Source organism: Sphaerisporangium sp. NPDC049457, from assembly GCF_055586705.1.
On record NZ_JBVJHR010000021.1, the window covers coordinates 1 to 13,493 of the forward strand.

The following is a 13,493-nucleotide window of genomic DNA, read 5'->3' on the forward strand; positions in this document are numbered from 1 at the left end:
AGTTGGAGGGGTTGTAGTCCGGTGAGTTGGGTGCGCCAGTAGTCCAGGTCGCGTTGGTGCTGGTCGGTGGTGAGCTGGTGGTGCTGCCAGGCGGCATAGTCGGCGTACTGCACCGGCACCTCACCCAGCCCGGCCCGCCTCGATAGCTCGGACAGATCAGACAGACAGGACAATTTGTCCGGCTCGGTCGGCTCAGGCGGCTTGTGAAGTCCGTTCGGCTGGGCTGGTCCGGCTGGTCCGATGGCTGTGCCGGTGTCGGTGGCGGCGGTGTAGAGCCGGCTCAGTTCGCGGGCGAAGATGGTTTCCGACCAGCCGTCGAAGATGATGTGGTGCAGGCAGATGATCAGGATGGTCTGGTCGGGTGCGGTGCGCAGCAGTGCCGCTCGCAGGAGTGGTCCGGTGGCCAGGTCGAAGGGGGTGGCGGCGATGGTGTTGAGGTGGCGGGTGATGTCGTCCTGGTCGTGCCCGGTGAGGTCGGTGATGGGCAGGTCGACGGGGGCGGGTGGGTCGATCAGCTGGTAGGGCTGGCCGGTGTCGTCGGCGGCGAACCGGGTGCGCAGTACTTCGTGTCGTGCCACCAGTGCTGACAGCGCCTGCCGCAACGCCGCCACGTCCACCGCCCCGACCAGACGCAACGCGACCCGGATCAGGTACTCGTTGCCGCCGGGCTCCAGCTGGTCCAGGAACCACAGGCGCCGCTGCGCGGACGACAACGGGATCCGGCCGCCTCGCGCCATCGGCCGCGGCCCCTGCCGCCCGGCGTTCCGACCGGCCTTCCGGCCGGTGTCGCGGTCGGCGTTCCGAAGCAGGCTCACGGCCTCCCGGCCGGCCGCCGAGGCGGTATCGCCCCGGGACGCCGACGTGGCTTCGCGGCCGCTCGCCGAAGTGGCGGCGGCGCCGAATTCGCGGTCTTTCTCGACGCGATCCGTGGCGAATACGTCTCGCCGGATGTGAAGGATTCGCGATTCATCCGCTGACTTGATATTCGCCATCGGGCCCTACCCATCATGTCCACGGGCTGCTGCGGTTCATATCGAACAATCGCCAGCCTGCCAGCCGGTCCGCCCGCTGCCAGCTGGGCAGTTGCAACCATCTCCCCGTGGCCACTTCTGCCCAGCGAATGCGCCCATGCCGGATGACCTCGGCGAACGGGCCCGCGCTAATGCGCGTGCCGCCCATTTCCGCCGCGCGGTGATTGCGTTATTCGCCGGCGCCGTCCTACGTTCTGCGACATGAAAAGGCTGCTTTCTGCGCACCAGGCGACCCGGAGACTTTCGGCGCACCACGCCGTCCAGAGTTCTCCGGAGAACCGGGCCGCTCAGGGAACCGTCGTCGACGACATCCGCGGCCACGCCACCCGTGACCCGGACGCGCCCGCGGTCGTGACGCCGCACGCCGTCATGACCTACGGGACCCTCGCCGACCGGATCGACCGCCTGGCCCGGACGCTGGCGGCCGCCGGGGTCGGCGCCGAGAGCCGCTGCGCCGTCGTCACCGAAGAGGGCGTCGACGTCGTGATCGCGATGGCCGCCGTGATGCGCGCCGGCGGAGCGTTCCTCACCCTCGATCCCGGGCAGCCGGTCCAGCGCCTTCGGGCGATGGTCGAAGGCGTGGACGCCGGTTTCCTGGTCACCACCGCCGCGCTCGCGGAACGGCTCGCTTTGCCCGTCGACGGCCCCACCATCATGATCGACGACTTGGGCGACCGGCCGGCGCACGCGCTCCCGGACCTCGTCCCGCCGCGTTCCCTCGCCTACATCAGCCACACCTCCGGGTCGACGGGCACCCCCAACCCGGTCATGATCGAACACGGCGGGCTGCTCGCGTACCTGCGGTCCATCGTCGCCGCCTGCGGGCTGGGCCCGCGCACCGTGGCGCTGCAGCTCGCCCCGTTCGGTTACGACGCCTCCATCCGGGGTGTCTTCGCGCCGCTGGCCGCGGGCGGTCGCCTGGTCCTGGCGCCTCGTTCCACGCTGCTGCGTCCGGCCGCCCTGGCCGACGCGGTGCGGGCCTACGGCGTGAACGCCGTCTTGAGCAGCACCCCCACGCTGCTGACCGCTCTGGCCCAGGAGGAGGGCGTCGCCGCGCGGCTGCGCGGCATCGAGGTGATCCTCTGCGCCGGGGAGTCGCTGCGCCCCTTCCTCGCGGCCGGGGGCAGGCGGCTGGCCGCGGGCCGGCTGGTCAACCACTACGGGCCGACCGAGTGCACGATCACCTCCACCTGCTACGACGTTCCCGCGCAGCCGGACACCGAGGCCGACCTGATCGGCACGCCGATCGACGGCGTCACGGTCCGCCTGCTGGATGAGAACCTGCTCGCGGTCCCCGACGGCGCGGTCGGCGAGATCTTCATCGGCGGCGCGGGCGTGGCGCGCGGCTACGGCGGCCGGCCGGCCCTCACTGCCCGCCGGTTCGTCCCTGACCCCTACGGGCCGCCCGGGGCCCGCCTGTACCGGACCGGTGACCTGGCCCGGCGCCGCTCCGACGGCGTCCTTGAGTTCCTCGGCCGCACCGACCGGCAGGTCAAGATCCGCGGCTACCGCGTGGAGCCGGCCGAGGTCGAAGGCGCCCTGCTGACCCATCCGGCCGTGACCGGGGCGGTGGTCACCTCCGCCGCCGACGAGCGCGGCCGGGTCCACCTCGTCGCCCATGTCACGGGCGTGCCGGCCGGCGTCACGGACGCCGCGCTGCGCGCGCATCTGGCGCGGACGCTGCCACCCCACCTGATGCCACGGCGGTTCCACCGCGTCGAGGGCATCCCCACCACCCACAGCGGCAAGGCCGACCGGACCGCGCTCACGGCGCTCGCTCCCGCCCGCGGCGTCCCGGACGCCTGACCCGCGGCCCACCCCGCAGAGAACGCCGCACCTCCCACCACCCTCCGCGCAGGCCGCACCCGCGGCCGCCGTCAGAACAGGACCGTCCGGACAGGACGTCCATCCTCACCAGCACACCCGCCGTCTCAGCTCGCCGGCCTTGGAAGGGCGCGAACCATGACAACGACCAATGACGACCTGACCCGCACCGATCTCACCCCTGACCTGACCACCGACCTGACCGAGCTCATCGTGGGCGTGTACCGGGAGACGATGCGCCACGACGGCCTCGGCCCCGACAGCGACTTCTACGAGGAGGGCGGGGACTCCATGACCGCCTTCCAGATCATCGCGCGGCTGCGCGCCGCGCTCGATGTCGACGTCCCCGTCGCCCTGGTGTTCGCCTGCCCCACGCCCGCCGACCTCGCCGCCGCCGTCGCGGACATCTGCCGCGACGGCGGCCCGGACGACGCCGCCGGCCTCAACTGAACGGAGAGCACCACCATGAAGGACGCATCGGCGCCGCACGTCGGCCAGTGGCGGTTGTGGAACCAGATCTCAGTGCGCGGACCGGGCTTCCCCGCGTCGGGCGTCCTGCGGCTGGCACCGGAGGGCCTGGCGGAGGCGGCGGACAAGTTCGGCCAGGCGGGGGAACTGTCCGGGCCCCAGTGGGACGACTTCGAGGAGCGGTTCGGCGCCGCCGCGCTGTCGGTGTCGCGGACGCTGCAGGAGATCGCCGGGCAGCCGCTGTTCCAGTCGGCGGTGGCCTGGCAGAACCGCACGGTCCTGTCGTCGGGGATCGGCCCGTTCCTGCGCTGGACGCCGGAGGGCAAGCGGCCGAGCATGGCGCGGCAGCGTGAGGAACTGGTGGCCCACTACTGGCAGCGGTTCTGCGTGAAGAACGACACGATCGGCTTCTTCGGCCCGGTCGGCTGGGGCACCTGGGACCGGTCGACGCGTGGCGTGGCCGTCGAGCCGGGCGAAGGGCTGGTCGCCGAGTCGGGCGTGTACTTCGCGAGCTGGGCCGTCGACGCGGTGGCGCGATGCGTCAGCGAGGACCCCGGCGTCCGGGAATGGCTCGCGCCACGGCGGATGCCGTTCGTCCGGGCGGCCGGCGCCGAGGTGAGCGTCCCCGGCCTGCCCCCGGCGCGGATCGGCTCCGACGAGTGGGAGGTGCTCCGGCTGTGCGACGGCGTCCGGGCGGCCCGCGACATCCAGCGGGAGCTCGGCGCGGGCGTCGACGTGCGCGCCGTGCTGGAGGCGCTCGTCAAGCGGCGGTGGATCGTGTGGCGGCTCGACGTGCCCGCGGACACCTATCCGGAACGGCGGCTGCGCGAGCTCCTCGACCGGATCGGCGACACCGCCGTCCGGGAGCGGGCCCTGGCCAAGCTGCGCGTCCTGGAACGAGGCCGCGACCGGGTCCGTGACGCGGCCGGCGACCCCGAGGCGCTCGTGGCGGCCCTCGAGGCGCTGGAGGCCGACTTCACCGAGCTCACCCAGGTCGCGGCGCAGCGCCAGAAGGGCGGCGGCGCCGCCCCGTGCCGGGCGCTGATCTACTCCGACAGCATGCGCGCCGCCCGCGTCCGGGTCGGCACCGAGCTGATCGACGCCCTGGCTCCGCTGGACCTGCTGCTGTCCGGCGGCGCCTGGCTGACCTCCACCCTGGCCGAGCGGGTCATGCGCCGCGCCCGCCAGGTGTACGCCGAGCAGACCGCGGGCCGCGGCCAGACGCCGCTCGACCTGGCCACTTTCTGGTTCGCGTGCATCCCGCTGCTGCACAGCGGCGCCGTCGCCGACGCGGCCGACGTCAAGCGGGAGTTCGCCGAGCGCTGGGAGTCCATCCTGCGCCTGCCGCCCGGCGCGCGGCGGGTGCGGATGACCAGCGCGGACATCGCCGGCCGGGTGCGCGAGGCGTTCGGCGCGCCCGAGCCGGGATGGGCCACGGCACGCTACGCCTGCCCGGACGTGCTCGTCGTGGCGGAGGACGCGGACGCGATCGGCCGCGGCGAGTTCGAACTGGCCCTCGGCGAGCTGCACCTGGCCATCAACACGCTCGGCGCGTCCCTCTTCGTCAACCAGCACCCCGACAAGGGCGAGCTGCTGGCGCTCACCGACCTCGACCACCCGGGGCCGCGCCTGATGCCGCTGCAGCCCAAGGAGCACCGCGCACGGCTGTCCGCCCGCACCAGGTACTCGCTCGTCCGGGACCAGGACTACTGCGTCGCGCTGGCGGACGCCAGCGCCGACCCGCGCCGGCCGCGCACGATCGCGAGCGCCGACGTCGTCGTCCGCGACCAGGACGGCCGGCTCGTCGCCGTGCTGCCCGACGGAGGCGTGTTCGACCTGGTGGACATCTTCTCGCAGGCCCTGACCATGATGGTGCTCGACATGTTCAGGATCGTCCCCGAGGACGTCGACCACTTCCCGCGCGTGACGATCGACCGGATGACGGTGGCGCGGGAGACCTGGCGGTTCGACCCGGCGACGATGGACTTCGCGAACGACAAGAGCGAGGCCAGGCGGTTCGTCGGGGCCGGCCGGTGGCGCACGGCGCAGGAGCTGCCGCGTTTCGTGTTCGTGGTGTCGCCCACCGAGCCGCGGCCCTTCTACGTGGACTTCCACAGCCCCGTCTACGTGAACATCTTCGCCAAGGCGGTGCGCCGCCTGCTGCGCGACGACCCGCAGGGCCGGATCACCATCAGTGAGATGCAACCCACGCCCGAGCAGACCTGGCTCACCGACGACCAGGGCAACCGTTACACCTCGGAGCTGCGCTTCGTCGCCGTGGACGACACCCGCGCCCGCCCCGCCGCCCCGCCCGCCCGCTACGCAAGGCCACTGCCCCAGCCCGAGCCCGCCACCCGGAACGCGATGGCGCCGGCAGGGTGACCCGCACCTCCTGGCGGAAACCCGAGGCGGGACGGGAGCACACCGCTCCCGTCCCGCCTCGGACCACCGCCCGGTCACCCGCGAACGCCCGAGTCTGGACCGGCGGTTTTTCACCGTTTCGCGGTAGGCCTCGCCGCCGGAGGGGCGTCCGCGCCGACGCGCAGGAGGACCTCGTCCAGGGCCGCCGGGCCGGACACGCTGTCGAGCGCGCACGCGGCGGCCAGCGCGGCCGGGGAGAAATGCTCGGCGAGTGCCTCGGTCAGCCACCTGCGCGCCATTGACGGATCACGTCGAGCCGAGGCGACGGCCAAGCCCGCCAGAATCTCGGGTTTCGTGCCGGGATGCGCGATCCGCGCCACGCGGTCGGCGAGATCCCAGAACCCCGCCTCCGCGAACGTGGCCGCCTTCGCCACCCGGAACTCGGCGAACTGTTTTGCCGGCGGGAACCGGGATCGGCGAAAATCGTCGATCAATCCTTCGGCGAGGAGCCGGGCGGTCTTCTCGTCGCCCGCGGACATCGCGGCTTCGATCAGCGCGTATGACCGGTTGCCGCCGTACCGGTGTTCGGGATCGAGCAGCTCGGCCGCCGCGTCGCGGGCGCGATCGGCCCGGCCGATGGAGTAGTAGAGGGACGCGATCTCGGCCGCCCCGGCCCGTCGCGAGTCGCCGTCGCTCCAGGAGCGGGTCTCCGACATCGCCCGCGAGAGGAGACCGCCGGCCTCCGCCCGCCTGCCGGCCTCGGCCATGACCTGGGCCAGGGTGAGGAACACGGTGATCCTTCTGCTCTTTCCCCTCACCCGCCGGGAGCATCGGCGAGCCAGGCCGAGCGCCCGCTCGAACCTCCGGCGGTCGTTCATGGCCAGTGCCGCCTTCGCGACGTGGCCGTAGGCGATGGTGCGGTGGAACGGCCCGGACAGATGCAGCGCCAGATGGTCCACCGCGTCCAGCCAGGCGGGAAGATCCTCTTCGAGGCCGTCGCCGGACGTCGCGGCGATCACGGAGGTGAGCGCGACGAGGCGTGCGAACCTTCCCTCGATCTCGGGCAGGACGGACCGGGCGAGGTCGAAGGATCCGAGCCGCGCCGAAGTGGCGACGACATGACGGAGCAGGTCATCGGTTCCGGGCCAGAACGGATTTCCCGGGTAGGCGTTCAGCAGTTCGACGATCCTGCCGTGGTCTCCGAGCCGGACGGCCGGTTCGACGGCGGACCACACGACCTCGGAGGCCGCCCAGGAGGACTTCGGGAATTGGGAGACCAGGGCCAGCGCTCGCGGCCAGAAGACCGTCCGGGCGAGGAACCTGGCGAGATCCAGGACCGCCTGCGTGTCGAAGTCGCTCAGGCCGTTCAACAGAGAGAACGCCCACGGTACGTCCCCGGCCTTTCCCGCTCCCAGAGCGATCGCGGAGAGCAGCCGGCCTCGTACGTCCGTCTCCAGGTGGCCAGTCCGCCGCTCGACCTCGCCCTGGATCCGCTCATGGCACAGGGCGGCGGTGGTGATCGCGGCGACCGACCGGTGGTCGGAGCTCCAGTCCTTGTGCGTTCGCCTCATCCGTGTTCGGCGGACGTACGCGTCGGCGGCGGGCAGCACGTGACGAGACCCCGGTTCGCGTGCCTTCTTCGCGGCGGCGAGGGCCACGCCGGCCACCTGGGCCTCGTAGGAGAAGATGGGGCCGGCCGAAGCGATGGCGCCGATGAGCCGCGCGGCCCCTTCCATGTCCTCCGCTGCGACGCACAGATGCGCCTGTCCTATCAGGAAGTCGTCATGCTCGTTGCTGTGCAGGATGTTCGCCGGCTCGGCCGACAAACCGGCGGCCCGCCGGAGAGTCTCGTCGACGTCCACCGCGACGGGGACACCCGGCGGGTGGACGACGATGGCGCGCGCGAAGGCGTGCCGGGCCTCGTCCATGCCGGCCAGGGTCGCGGCCTCGGCGGCGCGCCGCAACGCGGCCTGCCCGTGACCGGCGGGAACGGCGTCGTCGACCGACCGGTGCAGGCGTCGCAGGAGCGCGCGGGCCCGGTCGGTCTCCCCGGTCATCGTGGCGGCGAAGGCGGCATGCGACAACGCCGCGAAACAGTAGGAGTCGATCAGCGCCACCTCGTGGACGTGTTCCCACATGCGGGCCGCCAGCGACCGGGCCGTCGCGAAGCCGTGCAGGCGCACGGCCGAGGTGACCATGCGCGCGAGGAGCCCCGCCGACTCGACGTGCTCCAGCCGGTTCCTCGGCGGCGCGGCGTCCGGATCCTCGTGCGGCGGCCGGTCCGATCGGTTGATGCCGGCGACGAGGGAGCGTATCGCTTCGATGTCGTCGATGCTCTCCTGCTGAACGTCCCAGTCGATGTGCCCCAGCCTTTCGCGGGCCAGTTCGAGCATCGGCCGGCAACGGGCGGCGTGCCCCGCGTCCAGAGCGATCTCGATGACGGCGACCAGGGCTTCGGCGCCCCTCACGCCTTCGCACAGGCGGGCCAGATGTTCGGCGCGAGCCCATGCCCCCGCGTGCGCGTGGGCGCGTACGAGATCGAGGGGCACGTCGCGGTCTCCCCGGCGGATCACGTCCACGATGGAGGCGGCCCGTATGGCCTGGCGCAGGTCGTCGTCGCCCGGCCGGAGGAGCATCCCGAGTCCCTGGCGCAGGTCCTCCATCGCCCGCAGGTCCGATCCGGTGACCCGGCGGAGCAGATCCAGACGCTCCGGCGAGGTGAGCAGTCGGACGAGACGGTCCCTGTCGCCCGCGCGGATCAGCGTCCGTCCGTACTCGTCCGCCAGGCATCGCGGCGTGTCCTCCGGCCAGCCGGCCCGCTGGTATCGGTCGCCCCAGGTCCGGACGGCCGTCAGGTGCCGATCCAGCAGGTGGCGATCCACCCCGAGCTCGGTCTCCTGACGGAGCGCGTCATGGGAGAACGCGTAGCGTCCGCCGTCGTCGGTGCCGGCGTGCAGGAGCACACGTCCGGACACCGCGCGGTCGAACACCCGCTGTACGTCCCCTCTGTCCGCGTCGATGCCCTGTTCCCGCAGCAGGCCGGCGCCCTCCGCCGCGGACAGGGGACCGGTCACGGTGACCAGGCCCAGCACGAGCCGGGGCAGTCCGTCCTCCGCGGTCAGCAGCCTGGACAGGTCCGCGGTGGCGCGGTCACGGGCTTTCCCGGCATGTTCGCTGGGTTCGAGCTCCGCCGTCGTCGCGTCCGTGCGCAGAGGATGGTCGGGGGAGACGTGGTCGCCGGCCCGCGGATTCGGGCGGCTGAAAAGGATCACCCGGGCGGCGTCCGGGACGAACTGGGGCAGGCGCGCGCCGATGGGTCCCGATCCCGAGGAATCCTCGTCGAGTTCGTCCAGGCCGTCCAGCAGCAGGATCAGGGTGCGCTGGTTCGATCGTGCCACTTCGGCGGCCCGCCGCCACAGGCCGTCGAATGCGCCCTTGGGATCAGCGGGCGGCGGTTCGTAGGCGATGGCCGCCAGCTGATCCGTCACGGCCGCCCACAGCTCATTCTCCTGTTGCCCTTCCGGGCGGGACGCGAAGAAGGACACCACGTCGATCCCCGGCCCGGGCCCGGCGGCGAAGGAGGCGGCGAGGCTCGTCTTGCCGGACCAGGGGACCCCGCCGCACAGCAGATAGGACCCTTGGAAGCTCCGCAGCGTCTCCTTCTCGCGTTCCCGGTCCACAAGCCGCGGGCATCGCGCGGCCACGGCCTCCACCCGGTCGAGGTAAGCGGCCCGTCTGCGCGCGGGAGGCAGGTCGAACGCGTCGCCCGCCAGCAGCCGGCGCAGGCTGCGGGCGCTGGCGGCCGGCTCGGCGCAGCCGGGGATGGAGACGCGGATGTCACCGGTGGCGACCCCGAGTTGGTCGGCCAGCAGCATCCGCCGTGCTGGATCCACCCTGACCACGATGCCCACGAGCGATCCTTCGACGAAGACGCCGGCGCCCGAGATGCCCGTCCATTCGTTCATGTCCTCGAACTGCTTGTTGTCCAGCGGGATCTCCAGCAGTCCGCGCTTGGCGCCGGTCGTGGAGACGGTGCTCTCCACGACCACGCCTTCCCGATAGCCGCCCCTGCCGGAGGGGTGGGCGCGCCTGGCATGCCGGGGGAAGCCGATGATCTCGCAACGCGGCCGCCTCGGATGCGTCGGCGTCACCTTGGCCAGCGGCACGGGGCCGGACGGCGGCGGGAGCAGCGGATCTTCGAATTCGAGCAGTGCCAGATCGCCATAGGGAGCCTGGCTCGACCACACCGGCCGCGCCGGATGAAGCCGCCCGTCGCCGGTCGCGCCGAAGCGCACGTTCACCTTCTCCGCCGAATCAGGGCCGGCGGTCACCACGTGGCGGGCCGTGAGCACGTGGCGATCGCCGACGCGATGACCGCTGGCCTGGCACCGATCACCGTCCGGCCAGGACACGAGGAGCTCGACGACCGCGTCGAGACGCGGCCCGGGGGGCGTCATGGAGCGGCCTACTCGTCGAACTCGTTGACGGGATCCGAGACGCTGATCTCGCGAAGGGGCGTGAGCGTCAGCGTCATCTGCTGAAATGTGCCGCTGCCCGCCTTCGCGGCCGCCTCCGCCTCCACCACCCAGAACTTCAGGCCCGCGTGCCCCTCCACGTCGCGGGTGGTGGTCACGGACAGCTGAAGCTCGATCGACCCGACCGCGAACAGGGGAGGGTTGTTCCGGCCGGTGTTCCGTTCGGCCGCCGTGAGCTGCTCTTTGAGGCTTCGAATCCACTCGGTCAGATCGACTCGCTCGTCCATGACGTACTCCACCTGTCCATCTCGTTGACGGGGACATCCCATGCTCCCTCCGCGTCCCGCCTGGGTGCGGAGAATGGCCGGAATGTGGCGAGCGGAGCCGTACGTCGAACCGAGCCTCTGCATGGCGGGCCGCGTGATCGGGATGGGACGCGCGAGCCGGCGAGGCAGGGGATGGGGCAGGTGGCGGGGCGCCATGAGGGGCGCGTGCTCCCCGCCGGAGTGCCCGGCGATCGGGAAAAACGAAGATCCCCAGGCCGTGGGCCTGGGGATCTTTCGATGGTGGGCGATACTGGGATTGAACCAGTGGCCTCTACCGTGTCAAGGTAGCGCTCTCCCACTGAGCTAATCGCCCGTGTCACATGAAGCAGAGGTGGAGACGGGATTTGAACCCGTGTACGCGGCTTTGCAGGCCGCTGCCTCGCCTCTCGGCCACTCCACCGGGCGAGGCCTCGTCGCGGCAAGGCCTCTCCGAGCGGACGACGGGATTCGAACCCGCGACCCTCACCTTGGCAAGGTGATGCTCTACCAGCTGAGCCACGTCCGCGTGATCGGCCGGTGAACACCCGGCCTCACGCAGAGAACTCTAGCGAATCAGGGGCCAACTCCCCAAACCGAAGCGCGCCGATCCGCCAGGCGCACCAGGTGATCCCGGCCACGCGCCCGGCCATGTGCCCGGCCATGTGCCCCGCGCCGCGGCGTTCGGGGCGGTCATGCTTCGACGCTGGTGGAAGCATCGCTGGGCTACGGTCGGAACATGGTTGCGGAGTACGTCGCGTGCGACGCCGACATCGCGGCGGTCGCCTCGCTGATCGCCGACCCCACCCGTGCGGCCGTGCTCACCGCCCTGCTGGACGGCCGGGCGCTCGCGGCCGGTGAGCTGGCACGGCTGTCCGGGGTGAGCCCGGCAACGGCGAGCGCCCACCTGGCCCGCCTGCTGGCCGGCGGGCTGGTCACCGTGGTCAGCCAGGGCCGCCACCGCTACTACCGGCTGTCGGGGCCCGAGGTGGCCGAGGTGCTGGAGGTCCTGGCGCGGGTCAGCCCTTCCCGGCCGGTGCGGTCGCTGCGCCAGTCCCGGCAGGCCCGCCTGCTGCGGGAGGCGCGCACCTGTTACGACCACCTGGCCGGGCGGGCCGGGGTGGAGCTGCTGGCGGCCATGCTGGAGGCCGGGCATCTGGCCGGTCTCGACTCCTACGAGGTCACCGCGCGGGGCGAGGCGGCCCTGGCCGAGCTGGGCGCCGACGTCGCCGCCGCGCGGGCCGCCCGCCGCAGGTTCGCGCCCGCGTGCGTGGACTGGACCGAGCGCCGCCCCCACCTCGGTGGCGCGCTCGGCGCGGCGATCACCGGGGCGCTGCTGGAGCGCGACTGGTACCGGCGCGGGGCGGCCCGGCGCCTGCTGGAGCTGACCGACCTGGGCAGGAAGGGGCTGGCCGCGATGTTCCCCTGTAAGGGGCTAACATCCAATACGCCAGTTACCTATGCGAGAGAGTGACACCATGCGCGACAACGAGGTCGTGGAGATCGGCCCGGAACCGCTGAGCTTCGCCGACATCGTCGCGGTCGCCCGCGACGGCGCCGCCGTCCGCCTCACCGACGGGGCGGTCGCGGCGATGGCCAGGGCCCGGGCGCGGGTCGACGAGCTCGCCGAGAGCCCCGTCCCCGCCTACGGTGTCTCGACCGGCTTCGGCGCGCTGGCCACCCGTCACATCGACCCCGCGCTGCGCGCCCAGCTGCAGCGTTCCCTGGTCCGCTCGCACGCCGCCGGGTCGGGGCCGGAGGTGGAGAACGAGGTCGTCCGGGCGATGATGCTGCTGCGCCTGCACACCCTGGCCACCGGGCACACCGGCGTGCGGCCGTCCACCGCCCAGGCCCTGGCCGGGATGCTCAGCGCGGGCATCACCCCCGTGGTGCACGAGTACGGCAGCCTCGGCTGCTCCGGCGACCTGGCCCCGCTGTCCCACGTCGCCCTCGCCCTGATGGGGGAGGGGCCGGTCCGCGACCGCGACGGCGAGCAGCGGACCGCAGCCGAGGCGCTGAAGCGGGCCGGCCTCGAGCCGGTCGAGCTGGCCGCCAAAGAGGGCCTCGCCCTGATCAACGGCACCGACGGCATGCTCGGCATGCTCGTGCTGGCGCTGCACGACCTCACCCGGCTGCTCAAGACCGCCGACATCAGTGCGGCCATGAGCGTGGAGGCCCTGCTCGGCACCGACCGGGTGTTCGCCCCCGAGCTGCAGGCGCTGCGTCCCCACCCCGGCCAGGCCGCCTCGGCCGCCAACCTGTGCGCCCTGCTGCGCGACTCGGCGATCATGGCCTCGCACCGCGACGACACCTGCACCCGGGTCCAGGACGCCTACTCGCTGCGCTGCGCCCCGCAGGTCGCCGGCGCCGCCCGCGACACGATGGCCCACGCCGCCGCCGTGGCCGGCCGCGAACTGGCCTCGGCCGTCGACAACCCCGTCGTGCTGGCCGACGGCCGGGTGGAGTCCAACGGCAACTTCCACGGCGCCCCCGTCGGGTACGTACTCGACTTCCTGGCGATCGCCGTCGCCGACGTCGCGTCCATGGCCGAGCGGCGGACCGACCGCATGCTCGACGTCGCCCGCAGCCACGGCCTGCCCGCGTTCCTGGCCGACGACCCGGGCGTCGACTCCGGGCACATGATCGCCCAGTACACGCAGGCGGCCATCGTCTCGGAGCTCAAGCGCCTGGCCGTGCCCGCCAGCGTCGACTCCATCCCCAGCTCGGCCATGCAGGAGGACCACGTCTCCATGGGCTGGTCGGCGGGCCGCAAGCTGCGCCGCTCGGTCGAAGGGCTCACGCGGGTGCTCGCCGTCGAGGTGCTCAGCGCCGCCCGCGCCCTCGACCTGCGCCGGCCGCTGACGCCCGCCCCCGCGACCGGCGCCGTGGTCGCCGCCCTGCGCCAGGAGGTCGCCGGCCCCGGCCCCGACCGGTTCATGGCCCCCGAGATCGAGTCGGTGGCCCGCCTGGTGGCCGACGGCGCCGTCCTCGCGGCCGCCGAGTCGGTGACCGGCCCGCTCGCCTGAGACGCG

The 13,493-nt window shown here is 72.6% G+C and carries 8 protein-coding genes and 3 tRNA genes; 5 read left to right on the forward strand and 6 right to left on the reverse strand.

Annotated features, from left to right (window positions below; all coding sequences use genetic code 11):
- Positions 1-992: condensation domain-containing protein (locus tag ACZ6QO_RS29160; protein ID WP_465855183.1), on the reverse strand; the 992-nt coding region annotated here is incomplete at its 3' end.
- 240 nt (positions 993-1,232) lie between these two features.
- Here ACZ6QO_RS29160 and ACZ6QO_RS29165 point away from each other — a divergent pair.
- The 3 genes from ACZ6QO_RS29165 to ACZ6QO_RS29175 all read left to right on the forward strand — a co-directional run bounded on the left by ACZ6QO_RS29165 (position 1,233) and on the right by ACZ6QO_RS29175 (position 5,705).
- The gene (locus tag ACZ6QO_RS29165; RefSeq protein ID WP_465855185.1) at positions 1,233-2,837 is read left to right on the forward strand and encodes an amino acid adenylation domain-containing protein; all 1,605 of its coding nucleotides are present in this window, start codon (positions 1,233-1,235) and stop codon (positions 2,835-2,837) included.
- Between the two features lie 156 nt (positions 2,838-2,993).
- Entirely contained in the window at positions 2,994-3,305 is a 312-nt protein-coding gene (locus ACZ6QO_RS29170; RefSeq protein WP_465855186.1) for a phosphopantetheine-binding protein, read from the forward strand.
- Between the two features lie 15 nt (positions 3,306-3,320).
- A complete protein-coding gene (locus ACZ6QO_RS29175; protein WP_465855188.1) occupies positions 3,321-5,705 on the forward strand; it encodes a lantibiotic dehydratase in 2,385 nt (794 codons plus the stop codon).
- Between the two features lie 110 nt (positions 5,706-5,815).
- Here the strand turns inward: ACZ6QO_RS29175 and ACZ6QO_RS29180 are convergent, their stop codons facing one another.
- From ACZ6QO_RS29180 to ACZ6QO_RS29200, 5 genes are all read right to left on the reverse strand, one after another.
- Positions 5,816-10,141, reverse strand: coding sequence for a trypsin-like peptidase domain-containing protein (locus ACZ6QO_RS29180; RefSeq protein ID WP_465855190.1), 4,326 nt, complete (start codon positions 10,139-10,141; stop codon positions 5,816-5,818).
- Positions 10,142-10,149: 8 nt separating this feature from the next.
- Complete coding sequence (locus ACZ6QO_RS29185; RefSeq protein WP_465855192.1) at positions 10,150-10,446, reverse strand: trypco2 family protein; 297 nt, start codon at positions 10,444-10,446, stop codon at positions 10,150-10,152.
- A 277-nt stretch (positions 10,447-10,723) separates the two neighbouring features.
- Positions 10,724-10,798 (reverse strand) — tRNA-Val (locus tag ACZ6QO_RS29190).
- Between the two features lie 16 nt (positions 10,799-10,814).
- Positions 10,815-10,885, reverse strand: a tRNA-Cys gene (locus ACZ6QO_RS29195).
- A 32-nt stretch (positions 10,886-10,917) separates the two neighbouring features.
- Positions 10,918-10,990: transfer RNA gene (locus ACZ6QO_RS29200), tRNA-Gly, on the reverse strand.
- 210 nt (positions 10,991-11,200) lie between these two features.
- Between ACZ6QO_RS29200 and ACZ6QO_RS29205 the strand changes: the two genes are divergently transcribed.
- Positions 11,201-11,935 carry an ArsR/SmtB family transcription factor gene (locus ACZ6QO_RS29205; protein WP_465855194.1) on the forward strand — a complete coding sequence of 245 codons (735 nt, stop codon included), beginning with the start codon at positions 11,201-11,203 and terminating at the stop codon, positions 11,933-11,935.
- A 4-nt stretch (positions 11,936-11,939) separates the two neighbouring features.
- Complete coding sequence (gene hutH, locus ACZ6QO_RS29210; protein ID WP_465855195.1) at positions 11,940-13,487, forward strand: histidine ammonia-lyase; 1,548 nt, start codon at positions 11,940-11,942, stop codon at positions 13,485-13,487.
- The last annotated feature ends 6 nt before the right edge of the window (positions 13,488-13,493 follow it).

What these genes read in the sequence shown, in the direction of transcription:
- ACZ6QO_RS29185 (WP_465855192.1), bottom strand. Translation starts at nt 10,446, where the DNA reads ATGGACGAGCGAGTCGATCTGACCGAGTGGATTCGAAGCCTCAAAGAG.
- ACZ6QO_RS29180 (WP_465855190.1), bottom strand. Translation starts at nt 10,141, where the DNA reads ATGACGCCCCCCGGGCCGCGTCTCGACGCGGTCGTCGAGCTCCTCGTG.
- hutH (WP_465855195.1), top strand. Translation starts at nt 11,940, where the DNA reads ATGCGCGACAACGAGGTCGTGGAGATCGGCCCGGAACCGCTGAGCTTC.
- ACZ6QO_RS29170 (WP_465855186.1), top strand. Translation starts at nt 2,994, where the DNA reads ATGACAACGACCAATGACGACCTGACCCGCACCGATCTCACCCCTGAC.
- ACZ6QO_RS29205 (WP_465855194.1), top strand. Translation starts at nt 11,201, where the DNA reads ATGGTTGCGGAGTACGTCGCGTGCGACGCCGACATCGCGGCGGTCGCC.
- ACZ6QO_RS29175 (WP_465855188.1), top strand. Translation starts at nt 3,321, where the DNA reads ATGAAGGACGCATCGGCGCCGCACGTCGGCCAGTGGCGGTTGTGGAAC.
- ACZ6QO_RS29165 (WP_465855185.1), top strand. Translation starts at nt 1,233, where the DNA reads ATGAAAAGGCTGCTTTCTGCGCACCAGGCGACCCGGAGACTTTCGGCG.